This is a genomic window from Nonomuraea sp. NPDC001831, assembly GCF_042892035.1.
Classification (GTDB): Bacteria; Actinomycetota; Actinomycetes; order Streptosporangiales; family Streptosporangiaceae; genus Nonomuraea.
Genome location: NZ_JBIATU010000006.1, coordinates 132761 through 149776, shown reverse-complemented (window position 1 = coordinate 149776; position 17016 = coordinate 132761). Strand labels below are relative to the sequence as shown.

Annotated in this window: 18 protein-coding genes; 6 read left to right on the top strand and 12 right to left on the bottom strand. The window is 72.0% G+C overall.

The window, feature by feature from the left end; genetic code table 11:
- Positions 1-4 precede the first annotated feature (4 nt).
- From ACFYYW_RS21325 to ACFYYW_RS21305, 5 genes are all read right to left on the bottom strand, one after another.
- Complete coding sequence (locus tag ACFYYW_RS21325) at positions 5-823, bottom strand: carbohydrate ABC transporter permease (protein WP_352324937.1); 819 nt, start codon at positions 821-823, stop codon at positions 5-7.
- Positions 817-1701, bottom strand: a complete 885-nt coding sequence (locus ACFYYW_RS21320) for a sugar ABC transporter permease (RefSeq protein WP_352324938.1) — start codon at positions 1699-1701, stop codon at positions 817-819. Before ACFYYW_RS21320 ends, ACFYYW_RS21325 begins: the two co-directional genes overlap by 7 nt.
- Positions 1698-3056, bottom strand: coding sequence for an ABC transporter substrate-binding protein (locus ACFYYW_RS21315; RefSeq protein ID WP_387650802.1), 1359 nt, complete (start codon positions 3054-3056; stop codon positions 1698-1700). The genes ACFYYW_RS21320 and ACFYYW_RS21315 overlap by 4 nt, the downstream gene beginning before the upstream one ends.
- 30 nt (positions 3057-3086) lie before the next feature.
- Positions 3087-4211: a zinc-binding dehydrogenase gene (locus ACFYYW_RS21310; RefSeq protein WP_387650800.1), complete on the bottom strand. Its 1125-nt coding sequence runs from the start codon at positions 4209-4211 to the stop codon at positions 3087-3089.
- Positions 4212-4287: 76 nt separating this feature from the next.
- Positions 4288-4923: a TetR/AcrR family transcriptional regulator gene (locus ACFYYW_RS21305; RefSeq protein ID WP_358287560.1), complete on the bottom strand. Its 636-nt coding sequence runs from the start codon at positions 4921-4923 to the stop codon at positions 4288-4290.
- A gap of 89 nt (positions 4924-5012) precedes the next feature.
- On the opposite strand from ACFYYW_RS21305, the gene ACFYYW_RS21300 reads away from it, so the two are divergent.
- From ACFYYW_RS21300 to ACFYYW_RS21285, 4 genes are read left to right on the top strand one after another with little or no spacing between them, the layout of a single operon-like run.
- The gene (locus tag ACFYYW_RS21300) at positions 5013-6263 is read left to right on the top strand and encodes an MFS transporter (protein WP_387650798.1); all 1251 of its coding nucleotides are present in this window, start codon (positions 5013-5015) and stop codon (positions 6261-6263) included.
- 19 nt (positions 6264-6282) lie between these two features.
- The gene (locus tag ACFYYW_RS21295) at positions 6283-7917 is read left to right on the top strand and encodes an alpha-amylase family glycosyl hydrolase (protein WP_387650797.1); all 1635 of its coding nucleotides are present in this window, start codon (positions 6283-6285) and stop codon (positions 7915-7917) included.
- Positions 7914-9620, top strand: coding sequence for a glycoside hydrolase family 2 protein (locus ACFYYW_RS21290; RefSeq protein ID WP_387650796.1), 1707 nt, complete (start codon positions 7914-7916; stop codon positions 9618-9620). Before ACFYYW_RS21295 ends, ACFYYW_RS21290 begins: the two co-directional genes overlap by 4 nt.
- Positions 9607-10590 (top strand): DUF2804 domain-containing protein, encoded by a 984-nt coding sequence (locus ACFYYW_RS21285; protein WP_387650795.1) that lies wholly within the window; start codon positions 9607-9609, stop codon positions 10588-10590. The genes ACFYYW_RS21290 and ACFYYW_RS21285 overlap by 14 nt, the downstream gene beginning before the upstream one ends.
- A gap of 61 nt (positions 10591-10651) precedes the next feature.
- Here the strand turns inward: ACFYYW_RS21285 and ACFYYW_RS21280 are convergent, their stop codons facing one another.
- The 3 genes from ACFYYW_RS21280 to ACFYYW_RS21270 form a co-directional block, all read right to left on the bottom strand.
- The gene (locus tag ACFYYW_RS21280; RefSeq protein WP_043625492.1) at positions 10652-10996 is read right to left on the bottom strand and encodes an RNA polymerase-binding protein RbpA; all 345 of its coding nucleotides are present in this window, start codon (positions 10994-10996) and stop codon (positions 10652-10654) included.
- A 153-nt stretch (positions 10997-11149) separates the two neighbouring features.
- A complete protein-coding gene (locus ACFYYW_RS21275; RefSeq protein WP_387650793.1) occupies positions 11150-11764 on the bottom strand; it encodes a hypothetical protein in 615 nt (204 codons plus the stop codon).
- Between the two features lie 111 nt (positions 11765-11875).
- A complete protein-coding gene (locus ACFYYW_RS21270; protein ID WP_352324947.1) occupies positions 11876-12370 on the bottom strand; it encodes a nuclear transport factor 2 family protein in 495 nt (164 codons plus the stop codon).
- Between the two features lie 33 nt (positions 12371-12403).
- On the opposite strand from ACFYYW_RS21270, the gene ACFYYW_RS21265 reads away from it, so the two are divergent.
- Positions 12404-12883, top strand: coding sequence for a winged helix-turn-helix transcriptional regulator (locus tag ACFYYW_RS21265; RefSeq protein WP_387650791.1), 480 nt, complete (start codon positions 12404-12406; stop codon positions 12881-12883).
- 113 nt (positions 12884-12996) lie between these two features.
- Positions 12997-13431 (top strand): hypothetical protein, encoded by a 435-nt coding sequence (locus tag ACFYYW_RS21260; protein WP_387650790.1) that lies wholly within the window; start codon positions 12997-12999, stop codon positions 13429-13431.
- 6 nt (positions 13432-13437) lie between these two features.
- Here ACFYYW_RS21260 and ACFYYW_RS21255 read toward each other — a convergent pair whose 3' ends face one another.
- The 4 genes from ACFYYW_RS21255 to ACFYYW_RS21240 form a co-directional block, all read right to left on the bottom strand.
- Positions 13438-14871 carry an MFS transporter gene (locus ACFYYW_RS21255; RefSeq protein WP_387650788.1) on the bottom strand — a complete coding sequence of 478 codons (1434 nt, stop codon included), beginning with the start codon at positions 14869-14871 and terminating at the stop codon, positions 13438-13440.
- Between the two features lie 176 nt (positions 14872-15047).
- Positions 15048-15848, bottom strand: coding sequence for a glycerophosphodiester phosphodiesterase family protein (locus ACFYYW_RS21250; RefSeq protein ID WP_387650786.1), 801 nt, complete (start codon positions 15846-15848; stop codon positions 15048-15050).
- Between the two features lie 34 nt (positions 15849-15882).
- On the bottom strand, positions 15883-16422 hold the full coding sequence (locus tag ACFYYW_RS21245; protein ID WP_352328100.1) for a TrmH family RNA methyltransferase: 540 nt from the start codon (positions 16420-16422) through the stop codon (positions 15883-15885).
- Positions 16419-17009 carry a class I SAM-dependent methyltransferase gene (locus tag ACFYYW_RS21240; RefSeq protein ID WP_387650785.1) on the bottom strand — a complete coding sequence of 197 codons (591 nt, stop codon included), beginning with the start codon at positions 17007-17009 and terminating at the stop codon, positions 16419-16421. Before ACFYYW_RS21240 ends, ACFYYW_RS21245 begins: the two co-directional genes overlap by 4 nt.
- Positions 17010-17016: the final 7 nt, after the last annotated feature.

The window sequence follows — 17016 nt, the reverse complement described above, 5'->3', positions numbered from 1 at the left end:
CTCCTCACCCCTTGGTCGCGCCGTCCGCGAGACCCTTGATCAGGTACTTCTGCACCAGCAGCGCGAAGACCACCACGGGCAGCACGGTCAGCACGCCGACCGCGGCCAGCGGCCCCCACATCCCGCCCTTCTCGGTGTCGGCCGCGATCCCGGCGATGGCGACGGGGATGGTGACCGCCCGGTCGTTGGTGAGGATCAGCGCGAACAGCAGTTCCTCCCAGGCCAGGATGATGCAGAAGATCAACGTCGAGACCAGGCCGGTCAGGCTCGTCGGCACGATGATCCGGAAGAACGCCCCGAACCGCGAGCAGCCGTCGATCATCGCCGCCTCCTCCAGCTCCTTGGGCAGCCCGCGGAAGAAGGCCCGCATCAGCCACACCACGTACGGCACCAGGAAGGTCACGTACGCCAGGATCACGGTGATGTACTGGTCGGTCAGCCCGAGCTTCCTGGCCACCAGGAACAGCGGCACCACCAGCGCGATCGGCGGCACCGCGCGCGAGGCCAGGATCAGCCCGCCCACCACGCCCGCGCCGCGCATCCGCAGCCGCGACAGCGCGTACCCGGCCATCGAGCCGGCGACCATGGAGATGGCCGAGGCGCCGGCCGCCACGATGACCGTGTTGACCATGCGGGGCAGGATGCGCGCCTGCTGGAAGTAGCTGACGTAGTTGTCGAGGGTGAACTCGCTCAGCCAGCGCGGCGGCACCGTGAAGATGTCCCTGGGCAGCTTGAACGAGATCGAGACCATGTAGAGCACGGGGAACAGGAAGGCCAGCGTCACCAGGACGGCCCCCGTGACGGCCGCGTACCGTCTCACCATCGGTTCTCCAGACGCCGGGTCACGCGGAACAGGACAAAGGTGATCAGCATCGTCAGGACCAGGACGATCGTCGCCATCGAGGAGGCCGAGCCGAACTCCAGGCTCCGGAACCCCTTCTCGTAGATGTAGAGGTTGATGACGTTGGTCGAGTTGCCCGGCCCGCCCCTGGTCGCGGCCAGCGCGATGTCGAACATCTTGACCGCGCCCAGCCAGCGCACCACGAACGCGGCGGCCATCACCGGCACGAGCAGCGGCAGCGTGATGCGCCGCAGGATCGCCCAGCGGCCGGCGCCGTCGGAGCGGGCGGCCTCGTACACGTCGCCGGGCAGCGCCATGATCCCGGCCGAGGCGATGAGCACCACGAACGGCGTCCAGCGCCAGGTGTCGATGACGATCAGGCTGACCATGGCCAGCGCCGGGTCGCCGATCCACTCGACGGGCCCGACGCCGACCAGGCCGAGGGCGTAGTTGACCACGCCCCACAGCGGGTCGAGCAACATCCGCCACACGCCGCCGGCGACCACCGGGGCCACCACCATCGGGATGAGGAACAGGGCGCGCAGCACGCCCCGCCCCCGCCAGGCGACGTTGAGCAGGAACGCGATGGCGAACCCGAGCACCATCTGCAGCGGCAGCGCGATCACCAGGTAGACGCCGGTGACCCGGAGCGAGTCCAGGAAGCCCGGATCGCGCAGCACGGCCTCGTAGTGCCGCCAGCCGACCCACCCGGACGGCTGGAAGGAGGCCAGGTCGAAGTCGGACACGCTCACCCAGGCCGTGTAGAGGATCGGGTAGAGCAGCATGCCCGCCAGCAGCAGCAGGGCGGGGGCCAGGAAGAGCCAGGCCGTGCCCGGCTCTCCCAGTCGGGCACGCCTCACTGGTTGTAGCCCTTGGACGTCAGCAGGTCGCCGATCTCCTTGGCGGCCTGGTCGATCGCCTGCTGCGCGGTGGCCTGCCCGGACATGGCCCGGCTGGTCTGCAGCGCCAGGATCTGCTGCACGGCGTCGGACTCGGGCAGCCTGGGCCGCCACATCTCACCCTTGGAGACGACCTCGTAGCCGTCCTTGAGCGCCTTGTAGACCGGGACGGCCCACTCGGCCGGCGGCGTGCCGTCGAGGCTGGAGTTGCGGGCGGGGAAGGTGCCGAACGCCTTGCCGGTGAACTGCTCGCCCTCCTTGGAGGTCACCCACTGCAGCCAGGTCCAGGCGGCGGCCGGGTGCGTGGACTTCTTGGAGATGCCCGCCGTCCAGATCCCGCGGTGGGCGCCCGGCGCGGTCGATCCGGCGGGCAGGGTGGTGAGGCCCACCTGCTCGGGGGTCAGGGTGGTGGTCTCCTTGTCCACGGCGGTGCCCTTGTAGACGCTGCCCCACATGAACATGGTCGCCGTCTTGCCCTGCCGGAAAGCCTCCAGCGGCTCGTTGAACTGGTACGTGCTGGCCCCGGGCGGCGCGTACTTGAGCAGGTCCACCTGCGTCTGCAGGGCCTTGACGCCCGCGGGGCCGCCGAAGGCGACCTTCGTGCCGTCCAGGATCTTGCCGCCGTCGGAGTTGAGCACGGTCTGCCACACGGTGGGGGTGAGCGGGTCCTTGGTGAAGTACGTGCCCACGGCCCAGGAGTCGGTTTTGCCGTCGCCGTCGGTGTCCTGGACGAGTTTGGGGGCGTCCTTGAAGTACTGCTCCCAGGTGGTCTCGGCGGTCGGCTCGGCCACGCCGGCCTTCTTGTACAGCGACTTGTTGTAGAACATCAGCAGCAGGTTGGAGCGCACGGGCACGGCGTACTGCTTGCCCTCCCACTCCCCGGCGGCCAGCGGCGAGGGGTTGAAGTCGGCCCAGTCGTAGCCGGGGTCGTTCCACTTGGCCAGCTCGGGGCCCTTGAGGTCGTACAGGGCGCCGGTCTTGGCCAGCTGCGGCAGCCAGGGGTCGTCGGCGAGCACCACGTCGTAGGTGGCGGTGGTGCCGGTCAGCTCCAGCATCGTCTTGGGCAGCTGGTCGTTGTAGGGGATGCCGTCGACGGTGACCTTGATGTTCGGGTGCTTCTTGGCGAACTCCGGCACGAGCTTGTCCTGCCACTGCTTGGCGAAGGCGTCGTTGGCGATCACGCGGATCGACACCGGGGCCTGCGCCGTGCCGAGGCCGCCGCCGTCGGCCGGGACCTCCTGCGACGACGAGCCGCAGGCGGCGACGCTGAGCGCGAGCACGGCCGCGGCCGTGACGAGCCGGGTGTTGGTCAACACGGGTGTCCTCCCGGAGGGGAATGGGGGATTTCAGGCGGAGGGGTCGACGGCGAGCTTGACGACGTCCCGGCCGTCCAGCGGGTGGCCCGAGCCCAGGGCCTCGAGCGCCTCGCGGACCCGGCCGAGCGGCACGCGGTGGCTGACCACGCGCTCGAAGGGGCTGCCGCCGCGTTCCAGGATCGTCAGCGCCTGGTGGTAGCGGCGCTGCATGTCGGGGCCGGCGCCGTAGACGCCGGCGATGGTGAGGTCCCGCTTGAGCAGGTCGCTGTGGGGATTGAAGGGGACGGCGCCGCGGTCGGTGAAGTTGCCCAGCTCGGCCAGCACGCCGCCGTCGGCGACCAGGCCGAGCGCCTCGGTGAACGCCTCGGGCGAGCCCGCGGTGCCGATGACGGCGTCGGCGCCCGCGCGTCCCAGCGCGTCGAACACCGCCCGGCGGCGCCCGGCGGGTCCTTCGCCGAGGCCGACGACGGTGTCCGCGCCGAGCAGCGCGGCCAGTTCCAGGCGGGCGTCCGGCGCGCCGACGGCGACCACCCTGGCCGCCCCGGCGGCGCGGGCGGCGACCACGGCCATCAGGCCGATCGCGCCGACCCCCTGGACCACGACGGTGGAGCCGATCCGGATCGCGGAACGTTCCACGCCGTGCAGGGCCACCGACAGCGGCTCCTGCAGCACGGCGACCTCGGCGGGCAGCTCGGTCCGGTAGAACACCGTGCCCGCGTTCGAGGCGTACAGGTGGGTGGCGAAGCCGCCGGTCAGGTACGGCGGCCGGTCGGCGGGGGAGGCGAACCCGTAGGACGGCCGCCGGTCCGGGCAGCTGCCCGGCCTGCGGCGCACCTGGCACTCGAAGCACCGGCCGCAGCTCAGCGACGGGAAGACGCCGACCCGGTCGCCGACGGCCACCGGCCGGCCCGCGTGGTCGGTCGCGACGCCGTCGCCGAGCGCGGCCAGCCGGCCGACGATCTCGTGCCCGAGCAGCGCGGGGAACCGCACGCTGGCCAGCCGGCCCCGGTAGATGTGGGCGTCCGTGCCGCACATGCCGCACAGCTCGACCTCCAGGACGAACTCTCCCGGACCGGGCTGCGGCAGGCCGTACTCGCGCACCTCCACCGCTCCCGCGACGTCGGTGACGATCGCCGCGCGTGCCGTCGCGTCCATGCACCGCCTCCTGCATTCTGCTTTCTATAGAATGTGGAAGACGCTAGTTCGTCCGGTTTTGTACGGTCAATCCTTGTTACCGGAATGTTTCTGAGGCCACGTCCACGAAGTAGGCCCGCAGCAGCCTGCGTCCTTGCTCGATCATGGCCGGATCGCCCTGCGGCGTCGCGGAGAACGTCAGGTGCAACACCGCCGCCGTGGACTGGATCGCCAGCCGCATCACCCGGTACGGATCCGGCAGCGCCGGCAGCCCCGCCTCCTCCAGTGCGAAGTGGTAGAGCCGCTCGGCCAGCACGTCCCCGCTCTCCCGCACCCGCCCGGCGGGCAGGAACGACGGGCCGCCCGGCCGGGTGTCGGCGAAGTCGACCACGGTGAAGCCCGGCACGCTCCTGCGCATCTCCACCGTCTCGGCCAGCACCAGCTCCGCCGCCCGCGGCCAGGTCAGCGGCGGCTCCTCGGCGACCCTGGCCCGCAGCCGGGCCAGCAGCACCTCCAGGTTGCGCAGCGCCAGCTCGCGCAGCATGCCCGGCTTGCCGTCGAAGAACTGGTAGATCGTGCCGGAGGGCACACCGGCGCTCCTGGCGACGTCGGAGATCGTCAGGGCGTCCAGGCCGACCTCGTCCAGCAGCCGGGCGCAGGCGTCGAGGATGCGTTCGACCCTGTCGATGCTGCGTCGCTGGACCGGTCGCCGCCGGATGCCGGGGTTCTCCACGAACAAGTCTTAACATAACGACCTGTCATGTTCTAACGTGACATCCTCTCACGTTCCCCGTTCCCCCGTTCCCCCCAGGGAGGACCTGCATGGCCCAAACGCGCCTCGCGCCTGACAGACGGGTGTCCGCGGGCTGGATGTCCCTGCTGGCGCTGGCCCAGATGGGGGTCATCATGGCGATGACCGTCGGGAACCAGATCCTGCTCCCCTCCCACGTGGCACGCATCGACCCGCAGCACAAGGAGGCGTCGCTGGCGGTGGTGTTCGCCGTCGCCGCCGTCTGCACGATCGTGGCCAACCCGCTGTTCGGAGCTCTTTCCGACCGCACCCGCGCCCGGATGGGCCGGCGCCGCCCCTGGATCGCGGGCGGCGCGCTGGTCTGCGCCGCGTCGCTGGTCTTCCTGTCCCGCCAGGACTCCCTGGCCGGGCTGGTCGTCGGCTGGGCGGTCGCCCAGCTCGCCTTCACCGCCGCCCTGGCCACCGCCATCGCCACCGTGCCCGACCAGGTGCCGATCAGCCAGCGGGGCAAGGCCTCGGCACTGGCGGGCGTGGGCCAGCTCGCCGGGCCGCTGCTGGGCGGCGTCGTGGTCACCGTCGTGGCGACCGGCTCGCAGGCCGGGTTCCTGGCGATGGCCGTCCTGGTGCTGCTGCTGGTGCTGCCGTTCAGCCTGTTCACCAAGGAACCCGCGAGCGCGCCGGCCGACCTGCCGCCGTTCGGGCCGCGCTCGCTGCTGCGCAGCTTCAAGGTGAGCCCGCGCAGGCACCCCGACTTCGCCTGGGCCTGGCTGAGCCGCTTCCTGATCACCCTCACCCTGGCCATGGCGATCGGCTACCTGCAGTACTACCTGCGCGACGGCGTCGGCTACGAGGCGCTCTTCCCCGGCTCCACCGTCGAGCAGGGCGTCGTGGTGCTGGTCGCGGTCTTCACGCTGAGCAGCGTCGCGCCCACCCTGGTCGCGGGCTGGTTGTCGGACCGGTTCGGCAACCGCCGCACGGCCGTCTTCGTCGGCGGGCTCACGATGGCCGCCTCCGGGCTCGTGCTGACCTTCCTGACCAGCTGGCCCGCCGCGATCGCCGCCAGCGTCCTGCTCGGCGCCGGCTACGGCATGTTCGCCGCCGTGGACCAGGCCATGGTCACCCAGCTCCTGCCCGCCGACGCCGACCGCGGCAAGGACCTGGGGATCGTCAGCCTGGCCAACTCCGCCTCCAGCACGTTCGGGCCGGTCATCGCCGCGCCCCTGGTCACCTCCGCGGGCGGCTACCCGCTCATGTACGCCGTCGCGGCGGCCTTCGCCGCGCTCGGCGCCTGCCTCATCTGGAGAATCCGCAGTGTCCGATGAAACAGTGTCCGATAAAGCAGTGTCCGATAAAGCAGTGCCCGACGGTCCGGCAGTCTTCGACGGCGACGCCTGGTGGCGTGACGCCGTCGTCTACCAGATCTACCCCCGCAGCTTCGCCGACGCCGACGGCGACGGCCAGGGCGACCTGCCCGGCGCGCTGGCCCGCCTGGACCACCTGGCCGACCTGGGCGTGGACGCCGTCTGGCTGAGCCCGTTCTACCCCTCGCCGCTGGCCGACGGCGGTTACGACGTCGCTCACTACACCGACGTGGACCCCCGCTACGGCACGCTGGCCGACTTCGACGCCTACGTGGCCGCGGCCGCCGCCCGCGACATCAAGGTCATCGTCGACATCGTGCCCAACCACTGCTCGGCCGCCCACCCGCGCTTCCGGCAGGCGCTGGCGGCCGGCCCCGGCAGCCCCGAGCGCGAGTGGTTCCTCTTCCGCGACGAGCCCAACAACTGGCAGTCCATGTTCGGCGGCCCGGCCTGGACCCAGACCCCCGACGGCCAGTGGTACCTGCACCTGTTCGACTCCGCCCAGCCCGACTGGAACTGGCGGCACCCCGGTGTCACCGCCATGTTCGAGGACGTGCTGCGGTTCTGGCTGGACCGCGGCGTGTCCGGGTTCCGCATCGACGTGGCCGCCATGCTGTTCAAGGAGGACGGCCTGCCCGACGTCGTCCCCGGCAGCCAGGGCGCGCCGCTGGCGCCCGGACGGTCCGCGGTGCCGTACGAGCACCAGCCCGAGCTGCTGGAGCTGTACCGGTCCTGGCGCAAGATCCTGGCCGCCTACCCCGGGCCGCGCGGCACGGTGGCCGAGATCTGGTTCGCCGACCCCGCCCAGGCCCGGCCCTACCTCACCGGCGACGGCCTGGCCCAGCTGTTCAACTTCCGCCTGATGCCCCTGCCGTGGTCGGCCGCGGAGTTCCGCGCGGTGATCGAGGAGTCGCACCGGCTGGCCCGCGAGACGGGCGGGTCGATCCCCTGGGTGCTGGGCAACCACGACGTGCCGCGGATGGCGACCAGGTTCGGCATCGACCAGGACCTCGTCCGCGCCCCCACCGCCGACGTGCTGCTCGGCAGGGTCGCCGTCGACCACGAGCTCGGCCGCAGGCGGGCCCGCGCCGCGACGCTGCTGCTGCTCGCCCTGCCCGGCGCCGCCTACCTCTACCAGGGCGACGAGCTCGGCCTGCCCGAATACCTCGACATGCCGGCGCAGGCGCGGCAGGACCCGATGTTCGAGCGCACCGGCCGCGCCTTCATCGGCAGGGACGGCTGCCGCGTGCCGCTGCCCTGGTCGGGCACGTCCGCGCCGTACGGGTTCGGTCCGGGCGGCACCTGGCTGCCCCAGCCGGCCGACTGGGCGCACCTCACCGTCGCCGCCCAGCGGGACGACCCCGGCTCCACCCTCAACCTCCACCGCGCCGCCATCGCCCTGCGCCGGGAGCATCCCGCGCTCGGCGACGGCGACCTGACCTGGCTCGACGCCCCGCCCGGCGTGCTGGCCCTCACCCGCGAGCCCGGCTTCACCCTCATGGTCAACTTCGGCCCGGACGCGGTGCCGCTGCCCCCGCACCACGACGTCCTGCTGGCCAGCGGCCCCCTGGACGGCGGCGTCCTGCCTGCCGACACGGCGGTGTGGCTGTCGTGACCGGCGACCCGATCCCGCTGCCGGAGTACCCCCGGCCCCAGCTCGTCCGCGACAGCTACGTCAACCTCAACGGCCGCTGGCAGTACGCGATCAACGACGGCTCGCGGCCCGGGGCCTACGACGGCGACATCCTCGTGCCGTACTCGCCGGAGGCGCCGCTGTCCGGGGTCGGCCGGCAGCTGCTGCCGGGGGAGACGCTGTGGTACCGCCGCACCTTCCGGCCGCCCGCCGGGCCCGCGGGCGGGCGGGTGATCCTGCATTTCGGCGCCGTCGACCAGACCTGCCGGGTGTGGGTCAACGACGTCGAGGTCGGCGGCCACAGCGGCGGCTACCTGCCGTTCTCCTTCGACGTCACCGACGCGCTGACCGAGGGCGTCAACACCCTCGACGTGGCCGTCCAGGACGACAGCGACACCGGCTGCCAGTCACGCGGCAAGCAGCGGCTGCGCCGCGGCGGCATCTGGTACACCGCCCAGTCGGGCATCTGGCAGACCGTCTGGGCCGAGCGCGTGCCCGGCCTGCACGTGGAACGGCTCACGCTGACCCCCGTGCTCGCCGAGGAGTGCGTCGAGGTGACCGTGCACGCCGCGGGCGGCGAGGCCGAGGTCGAGATCCTCGCCGGCGGACGGGTGGCGGGCCGGGCCACCGTCCCCGCCGGGCGGCCGGTGCGCGTCCCGCTGCCCGGCGCGCGCCCGTGGACCCCCGAGGACCCCTTCCTGTACGACGTGACCGTCTCGCTCGGCGAGGACCGCGTCCGCGGCTACGTCGGCATGCGCTCCTTCTCCGTCGGCCCGGACGCCGACGGTGTGCCCCGGCTGCTGCTGAACGGCCGGCCGTACTTCCACGCCGGGATCCTCGACCAGGGCTACTGGCCCGACGGCCTCTACACGCCGCCCTCCGACGAGGCCATGGTCGACGACATCGTCATGATGAAACAGCTCGGCTTCACGATGCTGCGCAAGCACATCAAGATCGAGCCGCTGCGCTGGTACCACCACTGCGACCGGCTCGGCATGCTCGTCTGGCAGGACCTGGTCAACGGCGGCCAGACCTACCGGCCGCTGGTCGTCACCACCCCCGCGCTGCTGCCGCTGCGCCTTGACGACCGCCGCCACCGCCGCTTCGGACGAGCCGACGCCGCCGGGCGGGCCGCGTTCGAGGCCGAGCTGCGCGAGACCGTCGAGCACCTGCGCAACGTGGTCGCGCTGGCGGTCTGGGTGCCGTTCAACGAGGGCTGGGGCCAGTTCGACGCCGCGCGGATCGCCGGCGAGCTGGCCCGGCTGGACCCCACCCGCACGATCGACCACGCCAGCGGCTGGCACGACCAGCGCGCGGGCGACCTGCACAGCCTGCACGTCTACTTCCGCCGTTTCCGGCCGCCCCGCCCGGACGGCCGCGTCCTGGCCCTGACGGAGTACGGTGGCTACAGCCTGGCCGTCGAGGGCCACACCTGGGGCGAGAAGGAGTTCGGCTACCGCCGTTACCGCACCGCCGACGAGCTGGGCGCGGCGTTCGTCCGGCTGCACGAGGAGCAGATCGTCCCGGCCATCCGCAAGGGCCTGAGCGCCACCGTCTACACCCAGCTCTCCGACGTCGAGGACGAGCTGAACGGCCTGCTCACCTACGACCGGGCCGAGCTGAAGCTGCCCGCCGACCTCATCCGCTCCGTCACGAGGAGGCTCGCCTTCCATGACCACCCATGAACGGGAGCTCACCGCCCCCGCCGACCTGTGCCTGCCCGGCGGGCGGCTGAACCCGGCCGCGGTCGGCTGGACCCGCACGCCGCTGCACTGGGCCAACCTGCGCGGCTGGGGACGGCGCAAGCGCTGGGAGTACTGGGGCGTCGTCACCCCCTCCCACATCATCGGCCTGGTGGCCTCCTCGCTGGACTACGCCGGGGTGCACGGCGTCTACGTGCTCGACCGGGCCACCGGCGCGGAGTTCGCCAAGGACGTCGTCGTGCCGCTGGCCCGCGGCGCCGTCTTCCCCGACCGCAGCGGCGCCGGCACGGTGTCCGTGCGCGGCGGCGGGCTGACGATCGACATCCGGCAGGACCCGGCCGCCACCGTCATCCGCGCCGCCGCCCCCGGCGTGCGGATCGACCTGGAGGTGCCGCTGCCGCAGGGCCACGAGTCGCTCGGCGTCGTCGTCCCCTGGGGGCCGAACCGGTTCCAGTACACGGTCAAGGACGTCGGCCGCCCGGCGCGCGGACGCCTGCGCCTGGGCCCGGACGAGTTCGCGATCGACCCCGCGGACTCCTTCGCGGTGCTCGACCACGGCCGGGGAAAGTGGCCGTACGCGGTCACCTGGAACTGGGCGGCCGGCAGCGGGCCAGGCCGGTCCGTCCAGCTCGGCGGCAAGTGGACCGACGGCACCGGCGTCACCGAGAACGCCCTGTTCACCGGCGGCCGGCTGCACAAGATCGGCGACGAGCTGGAGTGGGCCTACGACCGCGGAGACTGGCTGCGCCCCTGGCGGATCACCGGCCCGCGGGTCGAGGTGGAGTTCCGGCCGTTCCACGAGAAGGTGGCCCGTACCCAGCTGGGCGTGGTGGCCAGCGAGACCCACCAGTGCTTCGGCCACTTCTCCGGCCGCGTCCAGGACGACGACGGCGCGTGGGTGGACCTCGACGGCCTCACCGGCTGGGCCGAGGAGGCGCGTCAGCGCTGGTAGCGGGGGCCGGGCACAGCAAAACCCCCGGGCGTCGCCCGGGGGTTTTCACCGTGAGAAGTGGTCAGGCGCTCTTGCGGCGCTGGGCGCGCAAGACCGCGAGCCTCTCGTTGAGCACCTCTTCCAGATCCTCGATGGACCGCCGCTCCAGCAGCATGTCCCAATGAGTCCGTGGGGGCTTGGTCTTCTTCGACTCCGGCTGCTCACCGTCGACCCGCACCGCGGTCGCGCCGCACATGCGGCACTCCCAGGTCGCGGGGATCTCGGCCTCGGCGGCAAGCGGAACCTCGAAGCGATGGCCCTTAGGACAGGTGTAGGACACCTCCTGGCGTGGGGCCAGATCCGTGTTACGGTCGTTCTCGTAGCTGGTTGCCCCGAGCCGGGTGCCACGAAGCGCGCGCTCGCCCATGTCTAAATGCCTCCTACAGGGCCCCCATACGTGGGGGGTCTGTCTCCCACGGTGTCTAACGCTTGGTACCGTGATGGGATTCCCACCCGCGGGGTGATCCAATCGCGCTTGGGGCCTCGGGTATTCGAGCCCGCTCCCACCGGCGCTCCTTCCTCAGGCCGCGGCGGTCGTCCGCGGGGCTCTGAGCAGGCTCGCCGCCAGCCACAACGCGCCGATCATGATGAGCGCCCCGTGCGCGATCCGCACCGGGTACGGGCCGAAGAACTGCGGGATGAACAGCGCCAGACCCAGCGCGAGCGCCGTCCCGGCACCCTTGGGCAGCATCCCCGAACGCCACACCGCCACGGCCGCCATCACCGTGCCGACGCCCAGCAGCGCCAGCCCGGCGGCGAACAGGGTGATCGCCAGCGGGTCGAAACGGAACCGCTCGGCCAGTTCCATCAGCGCGGGCGTGCCGTCGCGCAGGGAACGTTGCGCGATCACGTGCAGGCCGAAGTCCTCGGCCCCGTAGTAGGGGAGTGTCAGGCCGGCGCCGGCCCAGGTCACCGCGGCCGCGCGCAGCGACAGACGGTCGCCGAGCACCTGGTGCAGCCCGAGCGTGCCCAGCCCGAGCAGCACGAACCCGAGCATCGCGGCCAGATGGCCGGTGACCCACGCGGTCGAGGCCATGGCGACGGCGTCGTCACCGGACGGCCGCACCAGCGGGTAGACGAACAGCAGCACGCCGCCGAGGGCGAAGGCGGCGGAGGTGAGGCGGGGGGAGGTCATGGACAACTCCTGGTTGAGGGCATCGCTCTGTTGTGAGAGCAATGCTCTCGTGACAGGGGTTCTGTGTCAAGAGCACTGCTCTCTCTTTGGGGCGATGGCCGCATTCGGGTGTCAGGCCAGCAGCGGCACCAGGGTCCGGTCGCCGAACCTGGTCATCGCGGCCAGCGGCGCGGAGGCCGCCCCCACCAGCAGCGGAAGGCCCGGCCTGCCCTTGTCCCTGGCGATGCGGGGACCCAGGGCGGCCATCAGCGCGGTCAAGCCCGGCAGTGGCCTGATCCACATGGTGATCTCCCGGACCAGGCCGTCGTCGTCCAGTTCGAGCTGGGCCACCTCGTTCAGCGGCTGGCGGCCCACCCGGGCGGTCGCCGTCAGCATGCGGGTGCGGCCGTCGCCGATGTCGCTGCGGTAGCGCAGGTCCGACAGCACGTCGAAGACGGCTTCGAACAGCGCTCCCACCTGCGTCAGGCCCTCGAACCTGGCCCGGTAGCTCAGCGGCGAGTGGAACACCACGCCGTCGGCGAGGGTGGCCTTGAGCGCCTGGACGTCGTGCGCCTCGCCGGCCCGGCGGTACGCGCCGGCGGGTGAGTCCTGAATGTGAACTGTCATGGGTTCACAATATCAACCGACTATCATGGGTGCATGAACAGGTTCGGTGAGATGCACTGCTCCATCGCCCAGGCCGTCGGCGTCATCGGCGAGCCCTGGACGCCGCTGATCCTGCGCGACCTGTTCCTCGGCCTGCGCAGGTTCGACGACCTCGCCGCGGACCTCGGCATCTCGCGCAACCTGCTGGCCCGCCGGCTCGACCATCTCGTCGCCACGGGGGTCGTGGAGAAACGGCCCTACCAGGAGCGTCCGGTGCGTCACGAATACCTGCTGACCGAAGCGGGGCGTGACGTCGTGCCCGCCCTGCTGACGCTCATGGCCTGGGGCGACCGGTGGTCCACCCCGCCCGGCGGGCCGCCCGCGCTGCTCGTCCACTCCTGCGGGCGGGAGTTCACGCCCGTCGTCACCTGTCCCCACTGTGGCGGCGAGGCCACGGCCGAGACCGTGCTGCCGATGCCCGGCCCCGGAGCCGCCCGGGGGCCGGGCACCATGGTGCTCGCCGCCGATCTGTGACGCCACGTGTTTGACGCGCGACCCTTCGTGAGAGGACTCTCATGGCCCGCTCACGGCCGCCCCACGGCGGCCCCGCAGGCTGAGGGAACCGCGACGTCGATCAGGAGGCGTAGATGGATCTCGTGCCACGCTGCTCCGCGGCGGCCGCCGCGCTCGCGTTCGTCCTCGTCGGGGGAGGGACGCTGCTTCCGGCCCACGCGGCGGCCGGGCCGCCTCCGGCGCTCGTCGTGGCCGTCCACGACGACGACGACGATGACGACGACCGCGCGGCCCCCCGGTCCGGGCGGCGCGAACCGGCCAGGAGACCGGCCCACGCCCCGCGCCGGGACGACGACGTCGAGGCCATCCCCGGCCTGGAGGCCCGCGACTCCCGGCCGGCCGAGCCCGTCACCCGCCCGGCGCAGGCTCCGGAGCGGGCTGAGATCCGGCTGGAGAGCGGCGCCCTGACCGGCGGCGGGCACGCCGGCCCGCTGGTGCTGCTGGCCATCCTGGGCACCGGAGCGCTGGTGGGCGCCTCGTACTGGCTCTCGCGCCGGTACGGCCCCTGACGGGCCTCAGATCCCCGCGGGGACCTCGTTGCCGGCCGCCCTGATGGCCTTGGGCAGGTTCGTCAGGGCGAGCAGCACGAAGCCCGCCACGAAGAATATGATCATGGACACGATGGCGATCCGGTAGCTGTTGGTGACCTGCAGCGCGATCGTCACGGTCAGCGATCCGATGAACGCCGAGCCCTTGTCGCTGATCTGCAGCAGGCTGAAGTACTCCGCCTCCCGCCCCTTCGGGATCACCTGCGAGAACAACGACCGCGACAACGCCTGCGTGCCGCCCAGCACGATGGCGATGGCGAAGGCCATCAGGTAGAACTGCAGCGCCTGCCCCTCGCCGACGAACATCGCCACCACCACGATCCCGGTCCACACCACCAGGCTGGCCAGCACCGTGCGCTTGGTGCCGAAACTGCGCGCCAGCCACCCCAGCAGCAGCGCCCCGAAGAACGCCACGAACTGCACCATCAGGATCGCCGTGATCTGTACGGTCTTGTCCAGCTTGAGGGCCTCGGAGGCGAAGGCCGCGCTGTTGCCGATGACCGTCTGCACGCCGTCGTTGTAGACCAGGTAGGCCACCAGGAACAGCAGCGTCAGCGGGTAGCGCCGCAGCTCGGCCAGCGTCCGGCCGAGCTGGCGGAAGCTGCCGCGCACCGAGCGCAGCGCCGTGGTCTCGTGCGCCGCCACGGGACGGTTGCGCAGCCGCAGCAGCGGGATGACCGTGAACGTCGCCCACCACAGGCCGGCCGACATCATGCTGATGCGCACCGCCATGCCCTCGCTCAGCCCGAGGCTGTCGTGCTGCAGGAACAGCGCCAGGTTGAGCAGGAGCAGCAGCCCGCCGCCGAGGTAGCCGATCGCCCAGCCGCGCGAGGAGACCCCGTCGCGCTCCTCGGGGGTGGAGATCTGCGGCAGGAAGGAGTCGTAGACCACCACGGAGGAGCCGTAGGCCAGGTTGGCCACCACGAACAGCACGCCGCCCAGCAGGTACCGGTCGCCCTCGACGAAGTACAGGCCCATGGTGGCCAGCGCGCCGACGTAGGCGAAGCCGCCGAGCAGCTCCCGCTTGCGGCCGGTGTGGTCGGCCAGCGCGCCCACGATGGGCAGGAACACGATCTGCAGGAACACCGCAACGGTCAGCGTCAGCCCGAAGAAGGCCGCGGGCCTGATGTCGGCGCCGAGCACGTCGACGTACCCCAGGCCGGGGTGGCGCAGGACCAGCGCGTCGAACTGGGAGGCGCACGTCTCGGGCGCGAGGCCGGGGAAGTCCTTCGCGCAGGCCGCGGTCCTGGCGACCGGGATCAGGTACGGGCCCAGGAAGACCGAGATGATCGTGGTGTAGAAGGCCGAGTTGGCCCAGTCGTAGAAGTACCAGCCGCGCTGCTCGCGGCGGCGTGCCGCGGGGGAGTCGTCGAGGGCCGCGGGGGGTGCGGTGGAGGCCATGGTGTCGTGTCGCTCCTCTGCGGCCGGGCGGCCGGGGGGGCCTCGCGCGGCCCGGCCACGGGGTGGGGTCATGCCTGACGAAGTGCCCATCTTCGCAGGTCGTGGGTCACGTCCACGTGTCGTGCCCATGACCTTACAGTGATCACCTCAGGAGAGGAAGGTCACCGCCGGGCGGGTCAGGCCGCCAGGCCGCGCGGGTGCCACAGGCCGCGCCGTTCGAGCACCTCGCGCAGGCCGGTGACGTTGTCGGTCATGATCCCGTCGACGCCGAGGTCGAGCAGGTGCTCCATGCGGACGGTGTCGTTGATCGTCCACACGTGCACCTGCATGCCGATGGCGTGGGCCGTGCGGACCAGGCGCCGGGTGGTGACGCGCAGGCCGCGGAAGCCCACCGGCACCTGCGCGCACGGGATCCCGGCGCGCGACAGGCGGGCCAGCAGCCGGCCGTAGCCGGAGGTGGCGGCGGCGGCCCGCAGCGCGGCCACCCCGCGCGGGCCGAGCGCCGAGCACACCTCGCGGCCCATGGCGGCCCTGGCCATGACCAGGCGCTCGTCGGAGAAGGAGGTCAGGCAGACGCGGTCGTAGGCGTCGGTGCGGCGGATCGCCTCGGCCAGCGGCGCGATGGCCGCCGCCTCCTTGACGTCGATGTTGAAGCGCACCTGCGGCCAGGTGCCGAGCAGGTCCTCCAGCAGCGGGATCTCGTGCACGCCGGCGATGCGGGCCTGCCGGACCTCCCGGTAGGGCAGCTCGGAGATGCGGCCCCGCCGGTCGGTCACCCGGTCGAGGGTGTGGTCGTGGAAGGCGAGCAGCACGCCGTCGGCGGTGGCGTGCGCGTCGGTCTCCAGGTAGTCGTAGCCGAGCGCGACCGCGCGTTCGAAGGCCGCCAGGGAGTTCTCGGCGCCCTCCAGCGCGCCGCCGCGGTGGGCGAAGGCCAGCGGCCCCGGATGGTCGAGAAAGGCGAAACGACGGCTGAGCACGACCCGGTGTCCCTTCCGATGGTGGACGGTTCGGTCACGGTTCGGGGAGATTCTCCCACTCCTGGCGGCGCGCCTCGGCCAGCGCGATGGCCGCGGCCACCGACACGTTGAACGAGCCGACCCGCCCGACCTGCGGGATGTAGCAGACGCCGTCGGCGGCCTCCAGCAGGGCGGGGGAGCAGCCGTGGTCCTCGCTGCCGACCACCAGGCACACGTCGCGGCCGAGGTCGGCGCGGTGCAGCGGCACGGCCTCGGCGGTCAGCTCGATGGCCAGCACGGCGTAGCCGTCGTCCTTGGCGGCCTTGACCGCCTCGGTGGCCGGGACCGGCTCGTGCCAGGTGACCAGGCGCTCGGTGCCGAGCGCCGTCTTGCCCGCCTTGGGGTTGGTGGGCGGCGTGGCGTTGCCCGCCAGCCAGATCTGGTCGACGCCGAACGCCGCGGCGCTGCGGAAGATCGAGCCGACGTTGAACGGGCCCGTCACCGACTCCAGGATCAGCGCGAGCCGGTTGTCGGTGTTCCTGCGCCAGGTGCGGTTGAGCCGCTTGACGTCGGTGGGGCGCAGCTGCCTTCTCATCGGGCCACCTTCAATATGCGGTAGGCGGCTCGGGAGGCCTCGCGGGAGGCCTGCCAGCCCTGCTCGCCGAGCCAGCGTTGCAGGGAGTCCGAGCCGAGGTGTTTCTGGACGACCAGGTAGGCGACGCCGTCGGGCGTCAGCCGGGTGAGCCACCTGGTGAGCATCTCGTGCAGAGCCGGCTTGCCAATCCGGATGGCGGGATTGGACCAGATGGCCCGAAATTTCACGTCATCCGGCACTTCATCAATATGAACGGGTCTTACTTTGTAAAGGCCGGCGGCCTGGGCGTTCCGTCCGGTCAGCTCCAGGCTCCGCCGGTTCACGTCGACGGCCCACACCGTCGCCCCGGGCGCCCGCGAGGCCATCGTCAGCGCGATGGGGCCGTAGCCGCAGCCCAGGTCGAGCAGGTCGCCCTCCTGCGGCGGCGGCGGGACCGACTCCAGCAGCGCGCGCGTGCCGACGTCGACCCGGTCGGGTGAGAACACGCCCCGGTCGGTCTCCAGCCGCAGGTACAGGTCGGGCAGGACCAGGTCGACCGAGCCCGGCCTGCTCGCGGTCTCGGGACGTTCGGAGAAGTAGTGGGCCACGTGGGAA

Bases quoted from the DNA above. Each gene is read 5' to 3' on its own strand.
- ACFYYW_RS21325 (WP_352324937.1), bottom strand. From the start codon at position 823: ATGGTGAGACGGTACGCGGCCGTCACGGGGGCCGTCCTGGTGACGCTG.
- ACFYYW_RS21310 (WP_387650800.1), bottom strand. From the start codon at position 4,211: ATGGACGCGACGGCACGCGCGGCGATCGTCACCGACGTCGCGGGAGCG.
- ACFYYW_RS21300 (WP_387650798.1), top strand. From the start codon at position 5,013: ATGGCCCAAACGCGCCTCGCGCCTGACAGACGGGTGTCCGCGGGCTGG.
- ACFYYW_RS21285 (WP_387650795.1), top strand. From the start codon at position 9,607: ATGACCACCCATGAACGGGAGCTCACCGCCCCCGCCGACCTGTGCCTG.
- ACFYYW_RS21280 (WP_043625492.1), bottom strand. From the start codon at position 10,996: ATGGGCGAGCGCGCGCTTCGTGGCACCCGGCTCGGGGCAACCAGCTAC.
- ACFYYW_RS21275 (WP_387650793.1), bottom strand. From the start codon at position 11,764: ATGACCTCCCCCCGCCTCACCTCCGCCGCCTTCGCCCTCGGCGGCGTG.
- ACFYYW_RS21270 (WP_352324947.1), bottom strand. From the start codon at position 12,370: ATGACAGTTCACATTCAGGACTCACCCGCCGGCGCGTACCGCCGGGCC.
- ACFYYW_RS21265 (WP_387650791.1), top strand. From the start codon at position 12,404: ATGAACAGGTTCGGTGAGATGCACTGCTCCATCGCCCAGGCCGTCGGC.
- ACFYYW_RS21260 (WP_387650790.1), top strand. From the start codon at position 12,997: ATGGATCTCGTGCCACGCTGCTCCGCGGCGGCCGCCGCGCTCGCGTTC.
- ACFYYW_RS21255 (WP_387650788.1), bottom strand. From the start codon at position 14,871: ATGGCCTCCACCGCACCCCCCGCGGCCCTCGACGACTCCCCCGCGGCA.
- ACFYYW_RS21245 (WP_352328100.1), bottom strand. From the start codon at position 16,422: ATGAGAAGGCAGCTGCGCCCCACCGACGTCAAGCGGCTCAACCGCACC.